At 55.4% G+C, this 21,078-nt stretch carries 17 protein-coding genes and 4 pseudogenes; 14 read left to right on the top strand and 7 right to left on the bottom strand.

The window, feature by feature from the left end; translation table 11 throughout:
- Positions 1 to 95 precede the first annotated feature (95 nt).
- From ACM6IQ_RS02630 to ACM6IQ_RS02610, 5 genes and pseudogenes are all read left to right on the top strand, one after another.
- On the top strand, positions 96 to 1,163 hold the full coding sequence (locus ACM6IQ_RS02630; RefSeq protein ID WP_414878021.1) for a Rieske 2Fe-2S domain-containing protein: 1,068 nt from the start codon (positions 96 to 98) through the stop codon (positions 1,161 to 1,163).
- Positions 1,160 to 2,107 (top strand): PDR/VanB family oxidoreductase, encoded by a 948-nt coding sequence (locus ACM6IQ_RS02625; RefSeq protein WP_414878020.1) that lies wholly within the window; start codon positions 1,160 to 1,162, stop codon positions 2,105 to 2,107. The genes ACM6IQ_RS02630 and ACM6IQ_RS02625 overlap by 4 nt, the downstream gene beginning before the upstream one ends.
- Positions 2,108 to 2,283: 176 nt before the next feature.
- Positions 2,284 to 3,279, top strand: a pseudogene (locus tag ACM6IQ_RS02620) (PAS domain-containing protein); the annotation flags it as partial.
- Between the two features lie 12 nt (positions 3,280 to 3,291).
- Positions 3,292 to 3,564, top strand: a pseudogene (locus tag ACM6IQ_RS02615) (methyl-accepting chemotaxis protein); the annotation flags it as partial.
- 1,021 nt (positions 3,565 to 4,585) lie between these two features.
- Positions 4,586 to 4,719, top strand: a pseudogene (locus ACM6IQ_RS02610) (aldehyde dehydrogenase family protein); the annotation flags it as partial.
- Positions 4,720 to 5,011: 292 nt separating this feature from the next.
- Here the strand turns inward: ACM6IQ_RS02610 and ACM6IQ_RS02605 are convergent.
- Entirely contained in the window at positions 5,012 to 5,278 is a 267-nt protein-coding gene (locus ACM6IQ_RS02605; RefSeq protein WP_192417989.1) for a helix-turn-helix domain-containing protein, read from the bottom strand.
- Positions 5,279 to 5,362: 84 nt separating this feature from the next.
- On the opposite strand from ACM6IQ_RS02605, the gene ACM6IQ_RS02600 reads away from it, so the two are divergent.
- Entirely contained in the window at positions 5,363 to 5,806 is a 444-nt protein-coding gene (locus ACM6IQ_RS02600) for a hypothetical protein (protein WP_192417988.1), read from the top strand.
- Positions 5,807 to 6,035: 229 nt separating this feature from the next.
- Here the strand turns inward: ACM6IQ_RS02600 and ACM6IQ_RS02595 are convergent, their stop codons facing one another.
- Entirely contained in the window at positions 6,036 to 6,458 is a 423-nt protein-coding gene (locus ACM6IQ_RS02595; protein ID WP_414878019.1) for a hypothetical protein, read from the bottom strand.
- A gap of 42 nt (positions 6,459 to 6,500) precedes the next feature.
- Here ACM6IQ_RS02595 and ACM6IQ_RS02590 point away from each other — a divergent pair, with 42 nt between their 5' ends.
- From ACM6IQ_RS02590 to ACM6IQ_RS02575, 4 genes are read left to right on the top strand one after another with little or no spacing between them, the layout of a single operon-like run.
- On the top strand, positions 6,501 to 7,646 hold the full coding sequence (locus ACM6IQ_RS02590) for a tyrosine-type recombinase/integrase (RefSeq protein ID WP_192417987.1): 1,146 nt from the start codon (positions 6,501 to 6,503) through the stop codon (positions 7,644 to 7,646).
- A complete protein-coding gene (locus ACM6IQ_RS02585) occupies positions 7,646 to 9,319 on the top strand; it encodes a hypothetical protein (protein WP_192417986.1) in 1,674 nt (557 codons plus the stop codon). Before ACM6IQ_RS02590 ends, ACM6IQ_RS02585 begins: the two co-directional genes overlap by 1 nt.
- Positions 9,316 to 11,211, top strand: coding sequence for an integrase (locus ACM6IQ_RS02580; protein ID WP_414878018.1), 1,896 nt, complete (start codon positions 9,316 to 9,318; stop codon positions 11,209 to 11,211). The genes ACM6IQ_RS02585 and ACM6IQ_RS02580 overlap by 4 nt, the downstream gene beginning before the upstream one ends.
- Positions 11,208 to 11,612, top strand: coding sequence for a TetR family transcriptional regulator (locus ACM6IQ_RS02575; RefSeq protein ID WP_192417984.1), 405 nt, complete (start codon positions 11,208 to 11,210; stop codon positions 11,610 to 11,612). Before ACM6IQ_RS02580 ends, ACM6IQ_RS02575 begins: the two co-directional genes overlap by 4 nt.
- Before the next feature lie 72 nt (positions 11,613 to 11,684).
- Here the strand turns inward: ACM6IQ_RS02575 and ACM6IQ_RS02570 are convergent.
- Positions 11,685 to 11,915 (bottom strand): annotated as a pseudogene (locus ACM6IQ_RS02570) (PaaI family thioesterase); the annotation flags it as partial.
- 96 nt (positions 11,916 to 12,011) lie between these two features.
- Positions 12,012 to 12,920 (bottom strand): LysR substrate-binding domain-containing protein, encoded by a 909-nt coding sequence (locus tag ACM6IQ_RS02565; RefSeq protein WP_017337618.1) that lies wholly within the window; start codon positions 12,918 to 12,920, stop codon positions 12,012 to 12,014.
- A 104-nt stretch (positions 12,921 to 13,024) separates the two neighbouring features.
- On the opposite strand from ACM6IQ_RS02565, the gene ACM6IQ_RS02560 reads away from it, so the two are divergent.
- The 3 genes from ACM6IQ_RS02560 (at position 13,025) to ACM6IQ_RS02550 (ending at position 16,214) form a co-directional block, all read left to right on the top strand.
- Positions 13,025 to 13,891, top strand: coding sequence for a pirin family protein (locus ACM6IQ_RS02560; RefSeq protein WP_414878017.1), 867 nt, complete (start codon positions 13,025 to 13,027; stop codon positions 13,889 to 13,891).
- Positions 13,892 to 13,963: 72 nt separating this feature from the next.
- Positions 13,964 to 14,590, top strand: coding sequence for an isochorismate family cysteine hydrolase YcaC (gene ycaC, locus ACM6IQ_RS02555; protein WP_007907677.1), 627 nt, complete (start codon positions 13,964 to 13,966; stop codon positions 14,588 to 14,590).
- A 181-nt stretch (positions 14,591 to 14,771) separates the two neighbouring features.
- A complete protein-coding gene (locus tag ACM6IQ_RS02550; RefSeq protein WP_017339760.1) occupies positions 14,772 to 16,214 on the top strand; it encodes a mechanosensitive ion channel domain-containing protein in 1,443 nt (480 codons plus the stop codon).
- Positions 16,215 to 16,362: 148 nt separating this feature from the next.
- Here ACM6IQ_RS02550 and ACM6IQ_RS02545 read toward each other — a convergent pair whose 3' ends face one another.
- From ACM6IQ_RS02545 to ACM6IQ_RS02535, 3 genes are all read right to left on the bottom strand, one after another.
- On the bottom strand, positions 16,363 to 18,792 hold the full coding sequence (locus ACM6IQ_RS02545; RefSeq protein WP_414878016.1) for a TonB-dependent siderophore receptor: 2,430 nt from the start codon (positions 18,790 to 18,792) through the stop codon (positions 16,363 to 16,365).
- A 101-nt stretch (positions 18,793 to 18,893) separates the two neighbouring features.
- Positions 18,894 to 19,853: a FecR domain-containing protein gene (locus ACM6IQ_RS02540; RefSeq protein WP_414878015.1), complete on the bottom strand. Its 960-nt coding sequence runs from the start codon at positions 19,851 to 19,853 to the stop codon at positions 18,894 to 18,896.
- Positions 19,853 to 20,359: a sigma-70 family RNA polymerase sigma factor gene (locus ACM6IQ_RS02535; RefSeq protein WP_017339757.1), complete on the bottom strand. Its 507-nt coding sequence runs from the start codon at positions 20,357 to 20,359 to the stop codon at positions 19,853 to 19,855. The genes ACM6IQ_RS02540 and ACM6IQ_RS02535 overlap by 1 nt, the downstream gene beginning before the upstream one ends.
- Before the next feature lie 259 nt (positions 20,360 to 20,618).
- On the opposite strand from ACM6IQ_RS02535, the gene ACM6IQ_RS02530 reads away from it, so the two are divergent.
- Positions 20,619 to 21,059, top strand: coding sequence for a carboxymuconolactone decarboxylase family protein (locus ACM6IQ_RS02530; protein WP_017339756.1), 441 nt, complete (start codon positions 20,619 to 20,621; stop codon positions 21,057 to 21,059).
- The last annotated feature ends 19 nt before the right edge of the window (positions 21,060 to 21,078 follow it).

Below are 21,078 nucleotides of genomic sequence, written 5' to 3'. Positions count from 1 at the left end.
GTGTTTGGCGAAGTGACGTCTTTGCAGGCGTTATTATCCATAACATTAAAGCAGCAAGCTTATTGTCAACTTATATAAAATTTGGGAGCCGCCACATGACTTTTCTGCTTAACGCCTGGTATCCAGCAGCCTGGGATTACGAAATTGAGAAAGAGAAGCTCTTTCCGCGTAAACTTTTGAATCAAAATATCTTGTTTTTTCGCAACTTAGAAGGTATCGCCCAAGGTGTCAGTGATCGTTGTCCGCATCGTTTTGCGCCATTACATATGGGGCATCTCGTTGGAGATTCCGTGCGGTGTGCTTACCACGGTCTTGAATTTAATGGTAAGGGCGAGTGTGTACACAATCCACATGGCGATGGAAAGATACCGAAAGCAGCCAAAATAAAAGGTTATAAGCTTGTTGAACGTTACGGTATTGTCTGGATATGGATGGGGGCAGAAGAACGGGCTAACCCAGACGATATTCCTATTTTCGAAGAGTTGAATACCGACGATTATTATATTGGCCGCGATTACCTGCACGCCAGAGCGAACTATGTTCTGGAAACCGATAACATCATGGACTTGAGTCACATCGAATATTTACACCCCAGCACCCTGGGCAGTGACTCGGTGAAGCGTGCAACCACAACGGTTGAGCAGGACGGTAATACTGTATGGTCCAAACGGTTTATAGAAGGAGAAATCATGCCGGATTTTCTCTATGACGTTTTTGATTTTCCCGCTGGTACAGTTATGGATCGGTGGCTGGAAGTGCGTTGGGATGCACCTGCGACACTTCTGTTGAATACCGGCGCGACGCCTACGGGTAAAAGCCGTGAAGAGGGAAGTCCCGTTCCAACCGTTCACCTCTTTACCCCGGAGACAGAGACGACAACGCACTACTGGTTCTCGATTTGCTTCCCGAAATACTTGGAGGATGTGGGAGAGCTGAAGGCGAAAATGTATATCCAGGGTCTTCGTGTTCCTTTCGAAACTGAAGATCTGCCGATGCTTGAAGCACAACAAAAAAGCATGGGGGATGAGGAGTTCTGGGATCTGAAGCCAATCCTGCTCATCGGGGATGCTGGCGCAATTCGCGCACGCCGAATACTCGACCAAATGATTGCAGATGAACAGAACCTGGATAGCAAGGTAAGCGTCTCGGGGGCGCAGGGATGATCAATGTTCGTGTTGTATCTCGCAGAAGTGAAGCTGTTGATATCGATAGCTTCGAGCTTGTCAGCGTCGATGGCAAAGAACTCCCGCCCTTCAGCGCAGGATCGCATATTGACGTGCACACCAAAGTTGGGTTGACGCGTCAATATTCACTGTGTAACGCACCCGATGAAAGGCATCAATATCGAATTGGCGTGCTAAAGGATCCGTCCTCTCGTGGCGGTTCGCAGTCCATGCACGAGCTTGACGTAGGTGACACACTATTTATCAGCTCTCCAAGAAACCTGTTCCCGCTTGCCCATGAGTCACGATACACCATGCTTTTTGCAGGCGGTATAGGCATTACGCCGATCCTGTGTATGGCGCAAAGGCTGGCGAAAACCAGTGCCGCCTTCGAACTGCATTACTGTGCGCGCGCCTCTGATCGAGCAGCGTTTGTTGATGAGCTGCGTCAATCCAGCTTTTCTGATCGAGTATTTTTTCACTTCGATGACGGTGAACAAGAGCAAAAGCTAAACGCTGATAAAGTGTTGGCCGTACCTCCTCCTGGAACTGATCTCTATGTCTGTGGGCCTACAGGTTTCATGGATTTCATCCTTGGAACTGCTGAAGGAAAAGGTTGGCCTGCAGGCAGTTTACATAAAGAGTATTTTTCCGCCCCTCAAGTGATTGGCGACACTGATGCATTCGAGGTGATGCTCGCTAGCACGGGGGAAACGTATGTTATTGCCGCGGACAAAAGCGTCGTAGAAGTTCTGGCTGAAAATGGGGTTGAGATACCTGTTTCTTGCGAGCAGGGGGTTTGTGGCACTTGTGTCACTAAAGTGCTTGAGGGAACGCCTGATCATAGAGACATGTTTATGACTCAAGAGGAACACTTACGAAACGACCAGTTTACTCCATGCTGTTCTCGTGCCAAGAGTGCGAGACTTGTTCTGGATATATAGAATAACCTCTCACGTGTTTGTAATTTCAAGAGTTCAATAGAATATTTGATACGGCGATATAGCGTGCTTGAGGCATCTACGTGTGTCTTGGGTCAGCGCTTCGCCTCCGGAAAGCGCAAATGTTGCTACACATCTAACCGATGTTTGAAAAGACGGAATTAACGGGGGCGTAGTATATGTTTGGTTGGAGTAAGGTTGCGTTAATTAATAAAATATTGGAGCAGCTGGTAAGTATTCTGGAAAGACAAGTGTTGGATGAGGATTTGCTCGCTAAATTTGAGCATCCACTCGCAAGCCGTGCCTCCAGAGCGTTGCTGAATTTGCATCGTCGCGAGCAAAGTTATATTGAGCAGTTAGATCTTCAAACTGCACGCTGCAATGATCTTACGCATATGGTTGCTACTGTCCAACAACAGGGTTCGCGTGATAGCTCGCGACTCGTGCATTTCAATAGCCTCAGCCAGGAAGGGTTGTGGGAGATCGAGACTGAAAAGCGCGAGTTGACCGACGACAACAACACCTTTTGGTGTTCCACTCGTTTCGGAGAGTTGCTTGGTCTGGATCAACAAGCAATCGCAAGTGACTGGTTCGCCCGAATTGAAGCTGATAGTCGTCCGGATTTCTTAGGCTGGCTGTCCATGTTGTTGCGCCAACAAGGTAGCGGCCAGCGCGACATACGAATGACCAAGGCTGATGGTGGTGACGCTTGGTTCAGTTGTGTAGCCAGTGTTGTGAAGTCTGGTAGCAAATCTCGTTTGTTTGGACTGTTGCGTGACATCCGGGTCGAACGCAAGCGAGAGGAGGAGTTGTCGAAAGTATTGACGCGCTTCGAGCTGTCCCGCGAACTGCTCAGTGATGGTATATGGGACATGGAGATCGTTGGGGGGGATCCATTCAATCCGAACAACAAAGTGTGGTGGTCGCAGCAGTTTCGTACGCTTCTCGGTTTCGAAGGCGAGGAAGACTTTCCTTCCCGCCAGGAGAGCATGACCAGTCTGATGCATCCGGAGGAAATCGCCAGTAACGTCGATTTGCTTTTGGCGCACCTCAATGATCGAACGGGTAAAATCCGGCTGGATGCCACCTATCGTCTACGTATGAAAACGGGTCAGTACCGTTGGTTCCGGGCTCGGGGGGAGACCCGTAGGACTCCTGATGGCAGCCCCCTGAGAATTGTCGGGTCGTTGGAAGATGTCCATATCCAACATGAGCAGCAGCATCTGCGCGCGGCTCAAGAAGTTCAGCGCCGGGAGCTGGAGGACAAACTGACAGAGCTGACGGGCGTTGTATCTACAATCCGAAGCATCGCCAATCAAACCAATCTGCTGGCACTCAACGCTGCAATTGAAGCTGCCCGCGCCGGAGAGGCTGGACGTGGATTTGCGGTCGTCGCCGACGAAGTACGTAAACTTGCCACGCTCAGCAGTATCGCCACCCAGAAAGCTGTAACGCTGGTAAGTGGGCGTAGTGACTGAAGTGTTTCGCATTTCTTGGTGCTCTTCTTTATCAGAACACCTCTGATCAACCACAACTTCTCCAGCCTGAAGAAACAGAAATTTGACCGAGCGTGCAATTCATATTTTCTGTCGCCCAGGCTATTACTCCACTTATTAGCAAATTCCTTCGTGCAAAAAAAAGCCGCCTGAAAACAGGCGGCAAAACCAAAGGATGATGAAGTGGAGCTCACCACAACGAATGTTCGCATGGGACATTTGCTGGAGTCTGCACTCTTCATCGCGGTTGATAATAATCGAAATTACTAATAAATATGCATCATTGTTGACAATTTCAATTATCAATTTAATGTCGTTGAATAAATTTGCCGAGCTTGATATATATGAGAATTAGCTCAGATAAAGTATATCATTTAAATAAATATATTTATTGTAGTGATGTGTTGTGCGGAAGCTTCTATCGGAGGCTGCAGCTTCGCTACTTGCCCTTCTGTCTGCGCATCGAAAAACATGAGAGCTGCCCATATTTTATGAATGAAGAGCGATTGCATAAAAAGAGCGTATTTCTTGGCGTAACGCAGTAAGTGTGTATACAAGATTAACTTTTTGACGTTTTCGAATAGGTTCGCGGCCCTAAGCTTCTGTCCATAGACATAACGCTAGACGACCGCCATAACCGACAAGATCTATTGGAGCTCCGCACGTTACCATTGCGGTCCTGTCTGGGCCGATCGCGTTGTTGACGCCGCCATGCGGCACTTTCCGGTTGGGGGCAACTGCTGCCTCTTCAGTGTGGATTGATTTTGCGTAAATGGCCTGTGCTCATGCATGTGCATGCTCAAAACATGGCTGTCATCATGATGGCGGAGCAGGGCAAGCCACTGGCGGAGTCATTGAGTGTGATTTCGTCCGGCTTGGCATTTCTTAAATGATCCGCGTCTGACGTCGGGCGCAGCTACGGCGTAACCATTTCTGGCAGTCTATCCGGCACTCAGTTGCTGAGGAAATTGCAGTCTATAGGGTGATGGTTGCGATCACGCCATGGAACTTCCCAAGCGCGATGAATACCCGCAAGGCAGACGCGGTACTGGCAGCCGGTTGCACAATGATCGTCAAGCCTGCGCCAGACTCCCGCTCTCCGCACTGGTGCTTGCCAAACAGTCCGAATAAGCAGGCATCCCGGCAGGTAGTCCAGGTACGGGACGCCATTTTTGCAAACGGCGCTAAATGTATGGGTGTTACCAATCGCGTGACCGAGAAGATTGCCAAACTGGATGTACGCTTCGGAGTGCAACTGTCTCGGACAGACATAGGAATCACGGCCGTGCGTGGCGTTTTGATAATTTGAGTGGTTTGCTCTACAAACCTTTCCTGAATTGAAACTGGATTGGATAACCTGGTGATGTATGGTGAGACTTGGTGATGAAGACGACAGGGCGTTTACACTCGTTCATTCGAGTTCATGAAGCTCGCGAGTTACGCGTTCTAATAAATTAGAAAGGTCACCGTCGTCAATAAGATAGCTGCGCGCGAAAAGCGTGACCGGGTGGATTCCTAAAACGGTCGCTAACTCATCAACTTTCTCTATAGATGGGCTCTTACGGCCATTTTCGACCTCGCTGACGTAAGCCTGACTCGGGGCAAGGGCTTCCTGTGCCAAACCCTTTGTGAGACGCGTCTGGCGCAGGGCTTTTCCAAATGCTTCCTTCAGTTCCATTTGCCCGACTCGCAAAAGGAATGATGAAGCCCGTCACGCTAGAAATTAACTATACTCAATAGCGATATTTATGGAGGGCGATCGATGTTTCGAACCTTTGAGTGGGCGGAAGTACCGTTAGTCCCTTTGCTGGGAGAGACCTTTCGCACCTGGATGTGCGTCGAGTACGACGCGAATCTCCGCTGGTTCAATGTGTTAATTGAGGAACGAACTGGAAGGCGACGTTTCCCAATCATGCTCATGGTCGTCGGTGAACGTGCGTTGTGTGCGTTACTCGCGCAGCAAACTAAAGCGATGGTGGTTCGGAGCGTCCAATTCGTGAGCCCTGGAGAGATTAATCGGTCTGGTCGCCAACGGATGGAACCATTGTGTAAGATTGAATTGCTATCCCAGCACGGCCTCGAAGGATTTTTGTACGAGGTTGAAAATGGCACGACTTACTTCGTCGGTGATGCCAGCTTGCAACCGTTCAATGGGACATTTCGCGAAGTTATTTTTGATAAGTCAATGTGCTTAGGCAGTCTTTGAAGATTAATGATTCCCCATACATCTTCGTAACAGCCAAGTGTGCATATGCCATGTGTCATCTTACCTATACACGGCATCTTGATGTTTTGAAGGGAACGTATGATGAGCAACCTAAAAATAATCAAAAGGGCAGGTTGGCAAGCATAGATCGGAGGCTACCGTCGTATCGATGAGGTAGCACGCATTTCGAACAGTCCGAGTGGCCAAGCATATCAAAACATTACTGCTTTCATTTTGCGGTACGTGCTAAGGCCGAAAATGAATAAGCCTGTAGGGATGACTTCCGGGTGGCGGCTGCACCCAAGCTAGAGATAGACCAGCGCTGCGAGCAGTCTTTTGTTTGTTTGTTTGTTTGTTTGTTTGTTTGTTTGTTTTGCGTAACATTCAATCGCACATTTTCGACAGTCAGTTCGAGTGCATGTATGCAATTCATCGGATCTGCCTTGTTTGCGCATCCAACTTTCATGTACCGTTTCGATAAAGCTAACCTCGATTGCTTGCAGCCGCCCCACATCGGCTGCTGAATACATGGCTGCCGCAAATCGCGTGTGTCAACCTGAAATTGCTGGGCTAAGTCCCGGAGCAGACCGCTAACCAAACTCAACCATGTTGGCAATGGCGGCACTCTGGGAATATCCATTTCCCGGTTCATCTTGGCCCGTTCCAATAGTTGCTTCAGAGTTGGAGAAGTCCAATGGAGTTGGTGTGGGCTACCGAAGACTTGCTAATGGCCGGGCGTCCCTATCCCGGCTTTCCGATCTTGCTATGGGACACGATGGAGAGTTGCGTCCCAGTCAATGACTTTATACGTCACTACCTGTTGCACGGAAAAATTGAATCCAGGAAATCGTGGGCAAGCACGGGGCGCGCAATGTATGACTTTTTCAGTTTTCTCCAGGCGCACGACCTTGACTGGCGCGATGTAGACCGTGGCGAGGCCAAGACTCTCGTGGCGGGCTACAGAGGTTATTGCCAGGAGGAATGCGCGTTGGCGCCATCGACGACGCGGCAACGGTTGAGTTATGTCTGCAGTTTTTATGATTATGCACTGTTGCAGGGGTGGGTGTCCCGGCTGCCATTCGAGTATGAGGAGCGAGTAGGCCAGCGTGCGCCAGGGTTTCTGGCTCACATTGCTGCCCGCGGTGGCGGGATTGAGACTAAAGACGTCATGCCGCGCGCGCACCGGACTTTACCGAAGTTCCTCAGCATGGATCAGATCAGGGTGTTATTGGCCTCGGCAAAAAACCCGCATCACCGGATGATGATCCGATTCGGGCTGCACACCGGCTTGCGCCGAGAGGAAATTGCGACGTTTCCGCTTGCCTACGTCATCGACTCGGAAAAGGCTAGTCGAAGGGAGGGCAACATTGAAATACATCTCAATCCCTATGATGGCAGTGGCATGCGCACGAAGGGCAGTAAGCGACGCACCATCCACGTCAGTCCACGCTTTTTTTCGGAGTTGTCCCGCTATGTGGAGCAGGTTCGCGGTGAGCGAGCCTGGTTAACAGACAACAGGCACAAGCCGCTGTTTCTGAACCAGTTCGGTGAGCCTTTTGCGGATAGCGGCAAAGGTATCGAACGCATCGTTAGAAAAATCGGCAAGCGCGCGGCAATCAAAGTTCATCCGCACATGCTACGCCACACATACGCTACACACACTCTCTCGACTCTTCAACGGAGTGGCGCAAGCATTAAGGCGTTGGTGTTTATACAGCGGCAGTTGGGTCATAGCTCGATCCAGACGACCATGGTGTACCTGCACTTGATTAACGAGTTGGCCGACGACGCAGTACTGGCCTACGAGGATGAATTGAACGATGAGTTGGAAGCCGCCTGATGGGCAAGCGCAAGCTCTTCCACAAAACAGACCTTTCTATCCCACAAGTCGAATATCGCCATGACGCAGCAGGGTGTGTCGTTATTCTCCCGGAGGCAATCCCCCCAGCTAACACGCTCGTTGCTTTTAGCCGCAATGCCTCAAGTGTTCGCAGTTTCGACTTCGCGCGATGGTACGGTTTGGACATTGATCCAATCACCTACGCCTGTCAGCGTCAGATCGAGCGTTATCTGGCCGGCCAAGACGGTCAGCTTGCTCAGAGTACCATCGTGGGCTACTGCAATGGAGGCATACAGCGTTTGCTCGATTACCTTGTGCTTTGCGCGACGGCGCTTGGGCGTGAGCTGACGTTGAATGACATTGATCGGGCACTGATCGACGGATTTCTTGGATTTCTTGCTGCACAGGATATTACTACTGTCAGTCAGAAGGCGTATTACACCGAGGTGAAGTCGGTACTGACTGCGTTGGGCCGACGCGGGCTGATTATTTTAGTGAGAACGGGAGATGACGCAACTTTTCCCACCAACCCATTTCCGAACAGCAATCGTAAGAGCAAGGGGGAAACGTCGTTACCGCGGTTGCAAAGACAGGCCCTTTCCAAAGCCCTCAAACAGGATGTCCAGCCGATCTGGCGGGAAGACGCGCAGTTAACTGCCGACCTGTTAGCCTGCGCAATGCTGATAGTCGCACTGTACACCGGTCGCAATACCACACCGCTGTTGGAACTCGGGCGCAATTGTTTAGTTTCTCATCCCAAGGACAGTACTTCGTTCTTGGTTTTGTGGAAACGCCGAGGGCACACCTCCAGCAAGGTGGCCTTACGGAAGGGCAGCGTGCGTGGGGTGGAATCCACGCCGACTGTCAGGGGTAATGTCGAGCGAATAATGAAGCGCGTACTGGAGCTTAGCGAACCCTTGCGCGCCATTGCGCCGGAGGATCTAAAAGAGCGTGTGTGGTTATATATTTCGCGCGCTAGCCGAACTACTGGCGATGTTACGGTGCTCACGGATGGGAGTCTAAGGAATGCGATCAAAAAGCTGGTCAAAAAATACAATCTCATGGATAGCGTTGGTATGCCGTTGCGCGTCAACGTCTCGCGTTTGCGAAAAACATTTGCTAATCGCATTTATGAGTTGTTGGGCGGGGACCTAGTTAGTACAGCCATTGCCCTGGGTAATACGCCACAGGTGGCTGGTCGGAACTATCTAGCTCCCGGCGAGACGGCGATGCGTAACTGGCAGTTCATGGGCGAAATCCTGGTTCAGGAGTTGCTAACTCACACTATCGGCGCAACATATCATTCCAGCCCAATGGGGCACTGCGGCGATCCAGAAAATGGCGAGTTTGCCCCGAAGCAGAAAGGGGCTGTGTGCACGTCATTTCTCAACTGCCTACGTTGCAAACATTACGCCGTGACGGGGGAAGACCTATACAAACTATTCAGCTTTTACTACCGCGTATTTGCGGAGCGTACGCACATGAGCAAGGCGCGTTGGGCGCGGGAGTATGCACATATTCCTCGATTAATTGATGACTATATCGTTGCCGAGGGGTTGCGCCGTGGAGTTTTCAAAGCAAGAGACGTCGATGCTGCTCGCACACGTGCGCGGCAAGAGCCGCATCCGTTTTGGTCCTACGATGTCATAGAGACGCTCGAGGTATTTTCATGAACGAGTATATCGCGACAACTGTGTCGCCGGCACGTATCGCAGCGCAACCGGCCGATGTGCGCGATTTGGAGTGTCGCGAGCGTGACGCGCTGATCGTGAAGGCCCTAAAGGTCGATGGCCATTGGCTCATCTTAAGTCGGTATAGTGATGACCTCTGGAACTTGGACGGTTTTACCAGCAATACGCCGGATAGCGAAGAGTGCGTCGATTTTCGTCGTGTGCCTCTTGAGTTGCGTCCAGTAATGAAGGAATTGATGTACCGCTACTTGCGAAGAGGGCTAAAGGGACAGAAACGACCAAAGGGTAGTACGATCCGCGGCTATTTTAAAGTTACCTTGCCGTTTCTCGAATATTTAACGGCCTTCAAAATCCATAGCTTCAGCGGGATCACTCCAGCTGTCTGCGCTGCATATGTAGAGTTCTGCAAAGCCCTAACGGTGAGCGGGTGTAATACTAAGCCGCTTTCGAATTCATATCTGCTCAAACGCCTTTATGCAATAGAATGGCTTTATGAGTTGAGTCAGTACAGTCATGATCCAATCCGCGAGCACCCTTGGGCTGATAGCTCAGCATTGGCAATCTCAGGGTTGCCGGGCAGAGGTCAAGAGGCATCACGGGGAATCAAGACACCTCTAATTCCAGATGATGTGTTCTGTATTTTGTTTGAGAATGCCTACCGGGCAATTGAGAGTGGAAAGGATTTACTTAATATTCGCGACGCGTTGATAGGCGCCGTCAGAGCGCAAAAAAGTCGCTCCGCATCCACACTTCTACGAGCCAGAACAGAATGTCTTACCTCTTTCGGCTGGGAAGGAGGAGTTGAAGCATTTGAGGTAGCCTTTTTACGTTTACGAACGGCGTGCTATATCGTTCTAGCTAGCATCTCGGGTTGCCGTAATCATGAGTTGGCCTATCTGCAGATAGGTGCACACCACCGTACCGAAGATTATGAGGGGACAATCTTTCATTGGATGAGATCCCGCTCCGATAAAACAGACGCTGGTTTACACGATTGGATGATTCCGGACGTGGGGGTGCGAGTTTTACGTTTGATGGAACGCTGGGCTCAACCGTATCAAACCATGCTTGCCAATGAGATTGCATCTCGCCGCCGGAGCAATCCTCTTGATCCAGAGATCGCCAAGGCACAACAGCATCGCCGAGCTCTATTTATAGGGGTGGATTCGAAGCGGGGCAATCGCGTTCGGACGTTATGCCACCGTCGGTGGAACCATTGGCTCAGCACATTCGCGCGCGAATGTGGTGTTGATTGGAATCTCGCCAGTCATCAGTTTCGCAGAAAATTCGCCAACTATGTTGCTCACAGCAAATTTGGCGATCTCCGTTATCTACGTGAGCACTTTGCACATTGGACAATGGACATGACATTGGGCTATGCAATCGACGAGAGTTGGAGCCTGCGCCTTGATTTCGAACTATTCAATGACATTCAGTCCGAATTGGCAGATATCAAATTTAGTGTGGTTAACACCTGGTTGGGAAATGAGCCGTTAGCGGGGGGATATGGTCGGGCGATTCATCGGTGGAAGCGGGACCCGGACAACCTTGCCATTTTTGAGAATCATAAAACATTGGTGTCCTCTATCGCCGAAAGTACGGCAATCCGCAGCAACGGTCACGCCTGGTGTACCGCAGATAACGATGGCTGCATCGGCAACACCCTGGATCGGAGTCGCTGTACTGACTGCAACAACGCAGTGATTGCTCAGGGGCATATCGGCATCTACAAGCGGCTCTATGAAAACTTAAAAGAGTTGCTGGCATGTAAAGATATTGGTGAGGGTGGCCGCCGGCGTGTTCTGCGCGATCAGGCGCGATACCGGGACTTGCTGGTGCAACTAGGGTACGACCCGGAGACAAAGGACGAATGACCATCAAGCGCAAACCGGCTGATGCACGCGAAAAGGATTTGCAACTTGCGCTAGCCCGTATCCAACGAAATCGATCACGCACAGGTGAAGTTAAAGTAAGCATTGCTGCGGTGGCGCGTGAGGCGGGCGTTTCATCAGCGCTGATCCATAATCATTATCCGAAGATCGCTGAGGCCATTCGCACCGTTCAGGGACGCGCTAGTCGCGCGCTGCGGGATGTGAAGCATCAGGAACTCATTGCGCAGCGTAAGAGGAATCGTGAACTACGCGAGGAAATCGAGGAACTGCGCAGCAAGGTGGCCCGCCTAGCTTCCATTAATGAGATGCTGCTAAACGAAAACTGCCTGCTTAAGTCAAAACAAAGCCATCTCAACATCTTTGACCTAATACCAAAACCATAAAAACCGTTACCAACAATAAGTCGTTGAAAGTCTTACGCAAACGTATAACTAACTGTTAGCAAGGCTCCGGAAACCATGAAAAATGAACAGCCCGGCCGACCATTCGATGGGGATGAAATCCATCAGTGTGCCAATGGGCGGAGAGGGCAGTTCACCGTTGCCGATGCCGTCGAAGAATTCGCTGGGCGACAGCGCGCTGACCTCGGCCATCGATAGACTGCCGGGGGCGGCCAGACGTGCGCGCATGGCGTCTTCCTGGGCAATCCATTGGGCGAGGGTGGCTTCTCGGTTGGGGCTCTGCATGATCATGTCCTCGGACGGGCGCTGATATTATGGTTGTAATCTGCGCTGATATTATGTCCGAAATAAAATCTCCGCCAGCCCCGCGTGTCGAATCCCTCACGCAATATCGCTGTGACTGAATTCCTCCCCCAGAAAGTCGATCAACGCCCGCACCGACGGCAGCAGTCCACGGCGAGAGGGAAAGATCGCGTGGACAATCCCGCACTTGGGCGCCCAGCCCGGCACCAGTTCGACCAGGCGTCCGGCGGCGATGTCATCGCGCACCACCACGCAAGGCAGGTGCGCGACGCCAATGCCCGCGAGCACCGCGTGACGCAACGCCAGCAGGTCATCGGTGACCATGCGTGGCGCGTGCCGAATCAGCGCACTGGCGCCGTCCGCGCCGAACAACTCCCACTGGTATTCACGCTGCGCCGCGCCCCAGTGCACGCTGGGCAAACCGCTGAGATCGGCCGGGGAGGCGGGCGTCGACAAGCGCTCGGCAAACGCCGGGCTACCCACCAGGCATTGGGTGCTGTTGCCCAGCACCTTCATCACCATGTCGGTGTTTTCCAGCGGCGGAAAACGTACGCGCAGGGCAATGTCGAAGCCCTCGTGGATCAGGTCGACCCGGCGGTTGGTGCTCTCGATGAACAACTCCACCAGCGGGTACTTGAGCATGTAGCGGGTCAGCATCGGCCCGACCCAGGAATTGAGCAGCGCGGTCGGGCAACTGATGCGCACCAGGCCCTGGGGCTCGGAACGGTTGCGTTCGATCAGTTCGGCGGCGCTTTCCGCTTCTACGCGCATGGCCAGGCAGCGCTGGTAATAGGCCTGGCCGATTTCCGTCAGCGAACAATGCCGGCTGGTGCGATGCAACAGGCGCACGCCGAGGCGCTCTTCGAGCTCGGCGATGCGCCGGCTGAGCTTCGATTTGGGCATGTCCAGCGCCCGCCCTGCCGCGGCGAAACCCTGATGTTCCACCACTTGGGTGAAGTAGTAGAGGGTGTTGAGGTCTTCCACCATCGTTCTCCATATAGAACGCTAAGGCTGATTTTTGCAGTCTAGCGCACCAAAGGGTTCGGTTTTAAGCTTTGTTCATCGCGTCAAACCACAGATTTGGAGGCAGCATGAAAAACATCATCGGCATTTACACCAGCCCACGGACCCATTGGGTCGGCGACGGTTTTCCGGTTCGTACGCTGTTTTCCTACGACAACCTGGGCAAACACATCAGCCCGTTTTTGCTGCTGGATCACGCCGGTCCCGCTGAATTCACCCCGACCACCGAGCGTCGTGGCGTTGGTCAGCATCCGCACCGCGGTTTCGAAACCGTGACTATCGTTTACAAGGGCGAACTGGAGCACCGCGACTCCACCGGCAGCGGCGGCAAGATCGGCCCGGGCGATGTGCAATGGATGACCGCCGCCTCGGGAATTCTTCACGAAGAATTCCACTCCGAAGGCTTTGCCAAAACCGGCGGCACCCTGGAAATGGTCCAGCTGTGGGTCAACCTGCCGGCCAAGGACAAAATGGCCGACGCCGGTTACCAGACGATTCTCGATGGCGACATCCCGAGAGTCCCGCTCAAGGACAAGGCCGGCAGCCTGCGTCTGATCGCCGGCGAGTTCGATGGCCACACCGGTCCTGCGCGGACATTCACCCCGGTCGACGTCTGGGACCTGCGCCTCAACGGCGGCAAGTTGCTGGCCCTCGACCTGCATGAAGGCCGCAACACCGCGTTGGTGGTGCTGCGCGGCACGGTTCAGGTCAACGGCCTGGAACTGGTGCGCGAAGGACAGTTGGCGTTGTTCGAACGCAATGGCAACCAGATCAGTCTGGAAGCCAATAACGATGCAGTGGTGTTGCTGCTCAGCGGCGAGCCGATCGACGAACCGATCGTCGGCCATGGCCCGTTCGTGATGAACAGCGATCAGGAAATCCACCAGGCCTTTGCCGACTTTCAGTCGGGTCGGTTTGGGCGGATGAGCGGTTGAACAGATTGAAACGAAATCACCAAACCCAGTCGCCGGCCCGTTCGGCATCGATATAAAAGCGAGGATTACCCCATGACTACTTCTTACAAACGTCTCGACAAGGATAACGCCGCCGTTCTGTTGGTGGATCATCAGGCGGGCCTGCTGTCACTGGTGCGGGACATCGATCCAGACCGTTTCAAGAACAACGTGCTGGCCCTGGCCGACCTGGCCAAGTACTTCAAATTGCCGACCATCCTCACCACCAGTTTCGAAACCGGCCCCAACGGTCCGCTGGTGCCTGAACTCAAGGAGCTGTTCCCGGATGCGCCGTACATTGCCCGTCCTGGCCAGATCAACGCCTGGGACAACGAAGATTTCGTCAAGGCGATCAAGGCCACCGGCAAGAAGCAACTGATCATTGCCGGCGTGGTGACCGAGGTGTGCGTGGCATTCCCGGCGCTGTCGGCCCTGGCGGAAGGCTTTGAAGTGTTCGTGGTGACCGACGCTTCCGGCACGTTCAACGAGCTGACCCGCCAATCGGCCTGGGACCGCATGTCGTCTTCCGGCGCGCAACTGATGACCTGGTTCGGCCTGGCGTGTGAGCTGCACCGCGACTGGCGTAACGATGTGGAAGGCCTGGCGACCCTGTTCTCCAACCACATCCCGGACTACCGCAACCTGATGACCAGCTACAACACGCTGACCAACAGCAAATAAATCTGGCAACACCCATAACCTGTGGGAGCGAGCCTGCTCGCGATAGCGGTCGATCAGTCACTGCAAATGTGTCTGTTCAACCGCCATCGCGAGCAGGCTCGCTCCCACAGGTTTTTGTATTGTCCACTGGCCCGCGTTTGCTCCTACACTGTGCCCATCCGTACATGCCTGGAGTCGTTTGATGCTGTCACTGCTCACCAATCACCCGTTGATCAGCGCCCTGATCCTGATCCTGATCGACCTGGGATTGTGGCGCCTGATCAGTGCCGGCGGCAGCAACTGGAAACTGGTAGTGCGGCTGGTGATTTTCGCGTTGTTCAGCATGCTGCTGTTCAACGAGGGTTTGAATCCGCTGGAGCCAGCGCCCTGGGCTGACAATGTGCCGCTGCACCTGGCGGCGACCGGTTTGCAGATTGGCTGGTGGCTGTTCGGCGCGCGCACCCTGACGGTGCTGATTGGCGCGGTGATGATGCAGCGGGTCGGGCACACCGGGCGCTTGCTCCAGGATTTGCTCGGCGCGGTGATTTTCCTGATCGCGATCATCGCGGCCCTGGCCTACGTGCTCGACCTGCCGGTCAAAGGCGTGCTGGCGACCTCCGGTGCGTTGGCGATCATCGTCGGCCTGGCGTTGCAAAGCACCCTCAGCGACGTGTTCTCGGGGATCGTCCTCAACACCACCAAACCCTATCAACTGGATGACTGGATCTCCATCGACGGCACCGAGGGTCGGGTCACCGACATCGATTGGCGCGCCACGCGCCTGCAAACCGCCCAGGGCAGCATGGCGGTGATTCCCAACTCGCTGGCGGCCAAGGCCAAGATCATCAACTTCAGCCGGCCGAGTGACATTTTCGGTGTATCGATCAGTCTGCAACTCAGCCCGCATGAGCGGCCGCAAACAGTGATCGATGCGCTGGAACGGGCGATGGAGGGGTGCCGATATCTGCTGGCCAAACCGGCACCGTGCGTGGCCCTCAAAGGCTCGAGCGCCACCGGCGTGGAGTACGAAATCAGTGGCTTCGTGGTCTCGATGGACCAGAAGCGCATGGTGCGCAATCTGCTGTTCGACCTCGCGTTCCGGCATTTGCAGGCATCGGGCGTGAGCCTTTTGTCCAGCGTCGAATCGAATGCGCCGGCGGGGCTGTCACGGCCACGGGCGTTGCTGGAAAGCTCGGCGATATTCTCGACGTTGCGTCAGGAAGAGAAAGAAACTTTCGCACAACACATGACCCTGCAAACCTTCCGTCCGGGGGAGGTGATCCTGCCGGCGGGGGAGGTCAGCGATCATTTGTTCATCATCGAATCCGGCGTGGTCTCGGTGACGCTGAGCCGTGCCGGGGTCAAGTTCGAATCCGGGCGCATGGGACCGGGCGAAGTGATCGGCGAGGGCGGGATCCTGTCGGATACGGCGCTGCCGGCGGACTTCAGTGCCAAGACCGCTTGCAGCCTGTACCGGATCGAGAAGGACTACCTCAAACCGTGCCTGGATGCGCGGCATGACATCGGCGAAGCGATGAAGGCGCTGCTGGATTTTCGTTTGCACAAGGCGCAGACGTTGACCCAGGAAGCACCGAAGGTGGTGGCGAAGAAGGGGTTTTTGCAGTGGTTGCGCAGTCGGGCCTAGTGATCTGTGCTGGATGGCGCGCTGCGCGGATCGCCGACAAGCCAACTCCCACAATGGATCTGTGTCGAACGCAAATTTTCGGTTCACTGGAGATCAACTGTGGGAGCCAGCTCGCGATGGCGGCGGCAGGTTCACCGCCTGACTCAGATCAGAAATCCACCGTCGCCGACACCTTCAACGTCCTGGGCGTTCCCTGCGTCAGATACCCACCGTTTGCCGACGCCCAATACGCCTTGTTCGCTACGTTCTCCAGGTTGGCGCGCAAGGTGATTTCCTTCTCATCAAGCCTGAACGCATACCGCGACCCGACATCAAAGCGGTTCCACGCTGGAATGCTCTGAGTGTTGGCAGCATTCAGGTATTGCCCACCCGTGCGCAACATCCGTGCACTGAGCGCCGCGCCTTCGATTCCCGGCACGTCCCAGTCGGCCCCGACGTTGAGTTGAAAGCGTGGCACGCCGACCGCGCGGTTGCCGTCGTTGATACCGTTGGTGCTGCCTTCGATCACGGTCTTCATCAGCGTCGCACCGCTCAGCAGGCGCAGACCGTCGAGCGGTTCGCCGTATATGTTCAATTCCACGCCTTTGTTTTGCTGCTGGCCGTCGACCCGAAAGAGGCCGTTCTGGGTGTAGCTCGAGGGCTGTTCGATGCGGTACACGCCCAGGCTCGCGCCATAAGTGTCCATGTCCAGGCGCACGCCGGCTTCGATTTGCTTGCTGCGCACCGGGGCGAAGGTTTCGTCGCGGTTGAGTGCGGTGGTCGGCGGCGTCGGGCCCTTGGCCAGGCCTTCGATGCGGTTGGCATAAAACGAAACGTGTTCCCACGGCTTGATCACCAGCCCGTAGACCGGCGTGGTGATCGACTCTTCATAGCTTGAAGTGCGCGCGCCGGTGGTGGTGTTCCAGCCGTCGACGTTCAGTGTCTGGCGCCGTAGGCCTAGGGTGAGCAAGACGCGATCGTCGATGAAGCCCAGGGTGTCGGACACCGCCGCGCTGCGCAGGGTGTTCTTTCCGACGATGCGCGGATCGTGAATGTCGCTGGCGAATGATGTGGGGCTTGGGCGCGGTTTATCGGTGACGTCGTAGAGGTTGGTGCTGTAGCGCCTGGCGGCACCTATGGTTTCGAACGCCGAGCGTTGCTGGCCCCAGATACCCGCGAGGCCCAGGTTCAATTGATGACTGATCGACCCCGTGTACAAGTGGCCGTTGAGGCCGGTCATCAGGCTTTTGTTGTCCTCGTCGTGTGGCGAGTACAGCATGCCGCCCCGGGCATTGCCGTTGAGGTCGGTGACGGTCAGCGATGAATACACGCCGTTTTCCCGGGTGTGTTTGGCGCCACCGGAGACGTAGGCTGTCCAGCTGTCGCTGAGGTCGTATTCGGCGCGGGCCATGCCGAAGGTGTCCTCCAGTTGCGAATAGCTCCAGCTCTGCGCATAACCGGCGTTGGCGTCCGGTACCTTGGGCGCTTTCAGCAAGGACGAGTCGACGTACACCACCGAACGACCTTGATTGATCACCTGTTTCTGGTAGCCCAGGTCCGTGGACACACGCAGGCGATCGCCGCGATAGTCCAGGCCGACGCTGATCAGCGACGAGCGACGGTCTTCGTCATCGACGGCGGTGGCGCCTTCGCGTTGCAGCAGGTTGACCCGGGCTCCGAAGCGGTTGTCTTCGCCAAAGCGCCGGCCCAGGTCCAGATGCCCACCCACTCGGCCATCGTCACTGTAATCGAGGGTGACGCTGCGGGTCGGCACATCGCTGGCGCGTTTGGGTTGCAGGTTGACGCCACCGCCAATCCCGCTGCCGCTGGGCGTGACACCATTCACGAAAGCATTCGGTCCTTTGAACAACTCGACCCGTTCAAGGGCTTCGGTGGCGATGATCTGCCGGGGCAAGATGCCGTAAAGACCGTTATAGGAAATGTCATCGGACAGCAGCGGCAAACCGCGGATCATGAACACCTGGGAGAAGTTGCCAAACCCGGCGGACTGGCGCACAGAGGCATCATTGAGCAACACATCGCCCACGGTCTGCGCTTGCTGGTCGGCGATGGTCCTGGCGGTGTAACTGGTGACGCTGAAGGGCAAGTCTTTCACGGCCTGATTACCGAGCATGCCGACCTGCGCCACCCTGGCGACCTGGCCGCCGCCGTAGGTGTCAGCGTTGTCGTCGCTCATGGCGCTGACGTTGGTAGCGCCCAGTTCCAGCGCGCCGTCGATGGCGATTCGCGGCGCCACGGTGTAACCGTTCCCTTCCGTGCTGATCAGCTCGAAACCACTGCCCTCAAGCAATTGCGCGAAGCCCGATTGCACGCTGTAGTTGCCCTGCAATCCCGGACTCTGGCGATCGCCCAGTTGTGCCGGATCGAACGACAGCGGCACCCCGGTCGCCACGGCGAATTGCGCCAGCGTCTGACTGAGCAACCCCGGTCCGATGTTGACGTTGCGGCTGGTATTTTCATGGATGGCGTCGGCGGCCTGGCTGGACACGGGCATCAACGCGCTAAAGGCCAGGGCAATGCTCAGGCTCAGGGCCTTGAGCGGGAAATCGGCGGGGCGGTGCAATGGCGTTGAAGTCATTCGGCGTTCCTGTCGAGCGCGTGGAATTGAAAGGGTCTATCCACACACCGAACGAAACGCGGAAAGGTATCAGGGAGCAGTGAAAGAAAATGGCGGTGCCTTCAGACCCGCGGTTCGACCGACAACCAATAGCGGGTCAGGCTGCTGATTTTCAGCGGCAGCGTATCGCTGAGCAGACGCAGGCTGGCGTCAGTGTCACGCAGGGAGAACGCGCCCGACACTCGCAGCCCGGCGACATCCGCATGGCAGCGCAACACGCCGGGACGGTAGCGACCCAACTCACCAAGCAACTCATCCAGGCGCATATTGTTCGCCAGCAACATGCCCTGGTCCCAGGCCAGGGCGCTGGTGTCGAAACGTTCCACCGGGTCGAACCGGTCGAGCCTGAAGCTCTGGCGTTCACCAGCCTTGAGGGTGGCGCCCTGTGAAACCAACAGCGGCGTGACCTCCACGAGCCCTTCGAGCACGGACACCTGGCTGCGCGAACCATGGATCCGCACGCAAAACCGGGCACCCGACGCGCGGGTTATGCATTGCGGGGTTTCCACGATAAACGGCCGTGCACCTGAATCCCTCGCGGCGCTGATCAACGCTTCGCCATCCAGCAACATGACGCGCCGCTCAAGCCCGTTGGAGGCAATGTTGACGGCACTTTCCGTGTTGAGCAGCACCTCGCTGCCGTCAGGCAGTTGCAGGCGTTTCTGTTCGCCCACGGCGGTCCGCTGATCGGCCGTCCATTGCTGCCAGGGCATATGTTGCGAGGCGAAGCCCAAGGGGCCGGCCATCAGGAACAAGCCCACGCGCGTGAGGGTCTGGCGACGGCTGAGGCCTTCTTTGCGCGAAGCCCGTTGCAGGGTCTGGATGGCGAGATTGGCCGGAACGCTGCGAAACTCGCCGAGCAGCGCTTCGGCCCGCAGCCAGGCCTGGGCATGCTCGGCACTGCGGCTGCGCCAATGGGCAATGGCCTGATGGTCGGACGGCGTTGCGGTCCCTGAATGCAACTGCACCAGCCAGTCGGCGGCTTCGCCGAGAATCTGCGGGTTGATCATCGTCGAATTCATCAGGCGACACTCAGGCAGGCAATGAACGCGGCACGCATGTGCCGTTTGACGGTGATCAGCGACACACTCAGGCGTGAGGCGATCTGCACATAGGTCAACCCCTCGATCTGCGACAGCATAAAGGTCTCGCGAGTGATCGCCGGCAATTCGCGCAACAGCGCTTCGATGCGCATCAGGGTTTCGAGAATCAGCAGGCGGGTTTCCGGCGACGGCACTTCGGCGACCGGCAGTTGAGCGATGGTTTCCAGATAGGCGCGCTCGATGTCCTGGCGTCGCCAGCGGTCAATCACCAGTCCCTTGGCGATGTGCGTCAGCAAGGCACGAGGCTCGCTCCCAAAGGGTTTGACGGCTTGTCGGGTCAACAGGCGCAGGAAGGTATCGTGGGCCAGGTCGGCCGCGTCGCAGCGGTTACCGAGTTTTCGATGCAGCCATCCCTGAAGCCAACCGTGGTGTTCGCTGTAGAGGGTGTGGATGTGCTGGTTCGAAGGCTGGTCGGCTGACGACATGGGGGGCAGATACTCGTTTCGGGCGTCCGGGCCTGATTGCAATTAAGAATTGATCGCATTCTAGTGGCGTGGACCGAGTGCTGGCAATCAGCCTGACAGACTTTATTTTTTATGGGAGTTGAGCGAACGCTGCTTATTTGTAGGCGCAGCCTGCGGTGGCCAGGCCGGTGGCCTCCTCGACTTCTGGAATATTGGCTATTTGAGCAGCCGGCCTGCGGGATTAACGTAGCTCCACCCTCACTTGCTCCTGGAGCCCGACATGAAAGCTCGTACCGATTTCTACACCGCTTCCCCTGATGCACTGAAAGCCATGATTGCCCTGGAAACCGCTGTATCGAAGCTGCCGCTGGAAAAGAACCTGATCGAACTGGTCAAGCTGCGTGCGTCGCAGATCAACGGCTGCGCCTTCTGCATCGACATGCACACCGCCGATGCCATCAAGGGCGGGGAAACCCCACGTCGCCTGTTCGCCGTAACGGCCTGGCGCGAGGCACCGTTCTTCACCGATCGCGAACGCGCGGCGCTGCTCTGGACCGAATCCCTGACCCAACTGAGCCTGACCCACGCCCCGGATGAAGACTACGAAGTGGTTGCGTCGCAGTTCAGCCCCAAGGAAATGGTCGACCTGACCGTGGCGATTTCCACCATCAACAGCTGGAATCGCCTGGCTGTCGGTTTCCGCAAGACGCCTCAAGCCTGATCAATGAGCGTCCGCTGAC

Origin of the sequence: Pseudomonas sp. IT-P100 (assembly GCF_949767185.1) — a bacterium.
In the GTDB taxonomy this organism is placed as follows: Bacteria; Pseudomonadota; Gammaproteobacteria; order Pseudomonadales; family Pseudomonadaceae; genus Aquipseudomonas; species Aquipseudomonas fluorescens_B.
The sequence above is the reverse complement of the archived record's forward strand: the minus strand, read 5'-3'. Positions and strand labels throughout refer to the sequence as shown.

Excerpts from the sequence above, each read along its gene's own strand:
- ycaC (WP_007907677.1), top strand. The coding sequence starts at position 13,964 with ATGACTACTTCTTACAAACGTCTCGACAAGGATAACGCCGCCGTTCTG.
- ACM6IQ_RS02540 (WP_414878015.1), bottom strand. The coding sequence starts at position 19,853 with ATGAATTCGACGATGATCAACCCGCAGATTCTCGGCGAAGCCGCCGAC.
- ACM6IQ_RS02585 (WP_192417986.1), top strand. The coding sequence starts at position 7,646 with ATGGGCAAGCGCAAGCTCTTCCACAAAACAGACCTTTCTATCCCACAA.
- ACM6IQ_RS02530 (WP_017339756.1), top strand. The coding sequence starts at position 20,619 with ATGAAAGCTCGTACCGATTTCTACACCGCTTCCCCTGATGCACTGAAA.
- ACM6IQ_RS02595 (WP_414878019.1), bottom strand. The coding sequence starts at position 6,458 with ATGAACCGGGAAATGGATATTCCCAGAGTGCCGCCATTGCCAACATGG.
- ACM6IQ_RS02605 (WP_192417989.1), bottom strand. The coding sequence starts at position 5,278 with ATGGAACTGAAGGAAGCATTTGGAAAAGCCCTGCGCCAGACGCGTCTC.
- ACM6IQ_RS02600 (WP_192417988.1), top strand. The coding sequence starts at position 5,363 with ATGTTTCGAACCTTTGAGTGGGCGGAAGTACCGTTAGTCCCTTTGCTG.
- ACM6IQ_RS02560 (WP_414878017.1), top strand. The coding sequence starts at position 13,025 with ATGAAAAACATCATCGGCATTTACACCAGCCCACGGACCCATTGGGTC.
- ACM6IQ_RS02590 (WP_192417987.1), top strand. The coding sequence starts at position 6,501 with ATGGAGTTGGTGTGGGCTACCGAAGACTTGCTAATGGCCGGGCGTCCC.
- ACM6IQ_RS02575 (WP_192417984.1), top strand. The coding sequence starts at position 11,208 with ATGACCATCAAGCGCAAACCGGCTGATGCACGCGAAAAGGATTTGCAA.
- ACM6IQ_RS02630 (WP_414878021.1), top strand. The coding sequence starts at position 96 with ATGACTTTTCTGCTTAACGCCTGGTATCCAGCAGCCTGGGATTACGAA.
- ACM6IQ_RS02545 (WP_414878016.1), bottom strand. The coding sequence starts at position 18,792 with ATGACTTCAACGCCATTGCACCGCCCCGCCGATTTCCCGCTCAAGGCC.
- ACM6IQ_RS02565 (WP_017337618.1), bottom strand. The coding sequence starts at position 12,920 with ATGGTGGAAGACCTCAACACCCTCTACTACTTCACCCAAGTGGTGGAA.
- ACM6IQ_RS02550 (WP_017339760.1), top strand. The coding sequence starts at position 14,772 with ATGCTGTCACTGCTCACCAATCACCCGTTGATCAGCGCCCTGATCCTG.
- ACM6IQ_RS02625 (WP_414878020.1), top strand. The coding sequence starts at position 1,160 with ATGATCAATGTTCGTGTTGTATCTCGCAGAAGTGAAGCTGTTGATATC.
- ACM6IQ_RS02535 (WP_017339757.1), bottom strand. The coding sequence starts at position 20,359 with ATGTCGTCAGCCGACCAGCCTTCGAACCAGCACATCCACACCCTCTAC.
- ACM6IQ_RS02580 (WP_414878018.1), top strand. The coding sequence starts at position 9,316 with ATGAACGAGTATATCGCGACAACTGTGTCGCCGGCACGTATCGCAGCG.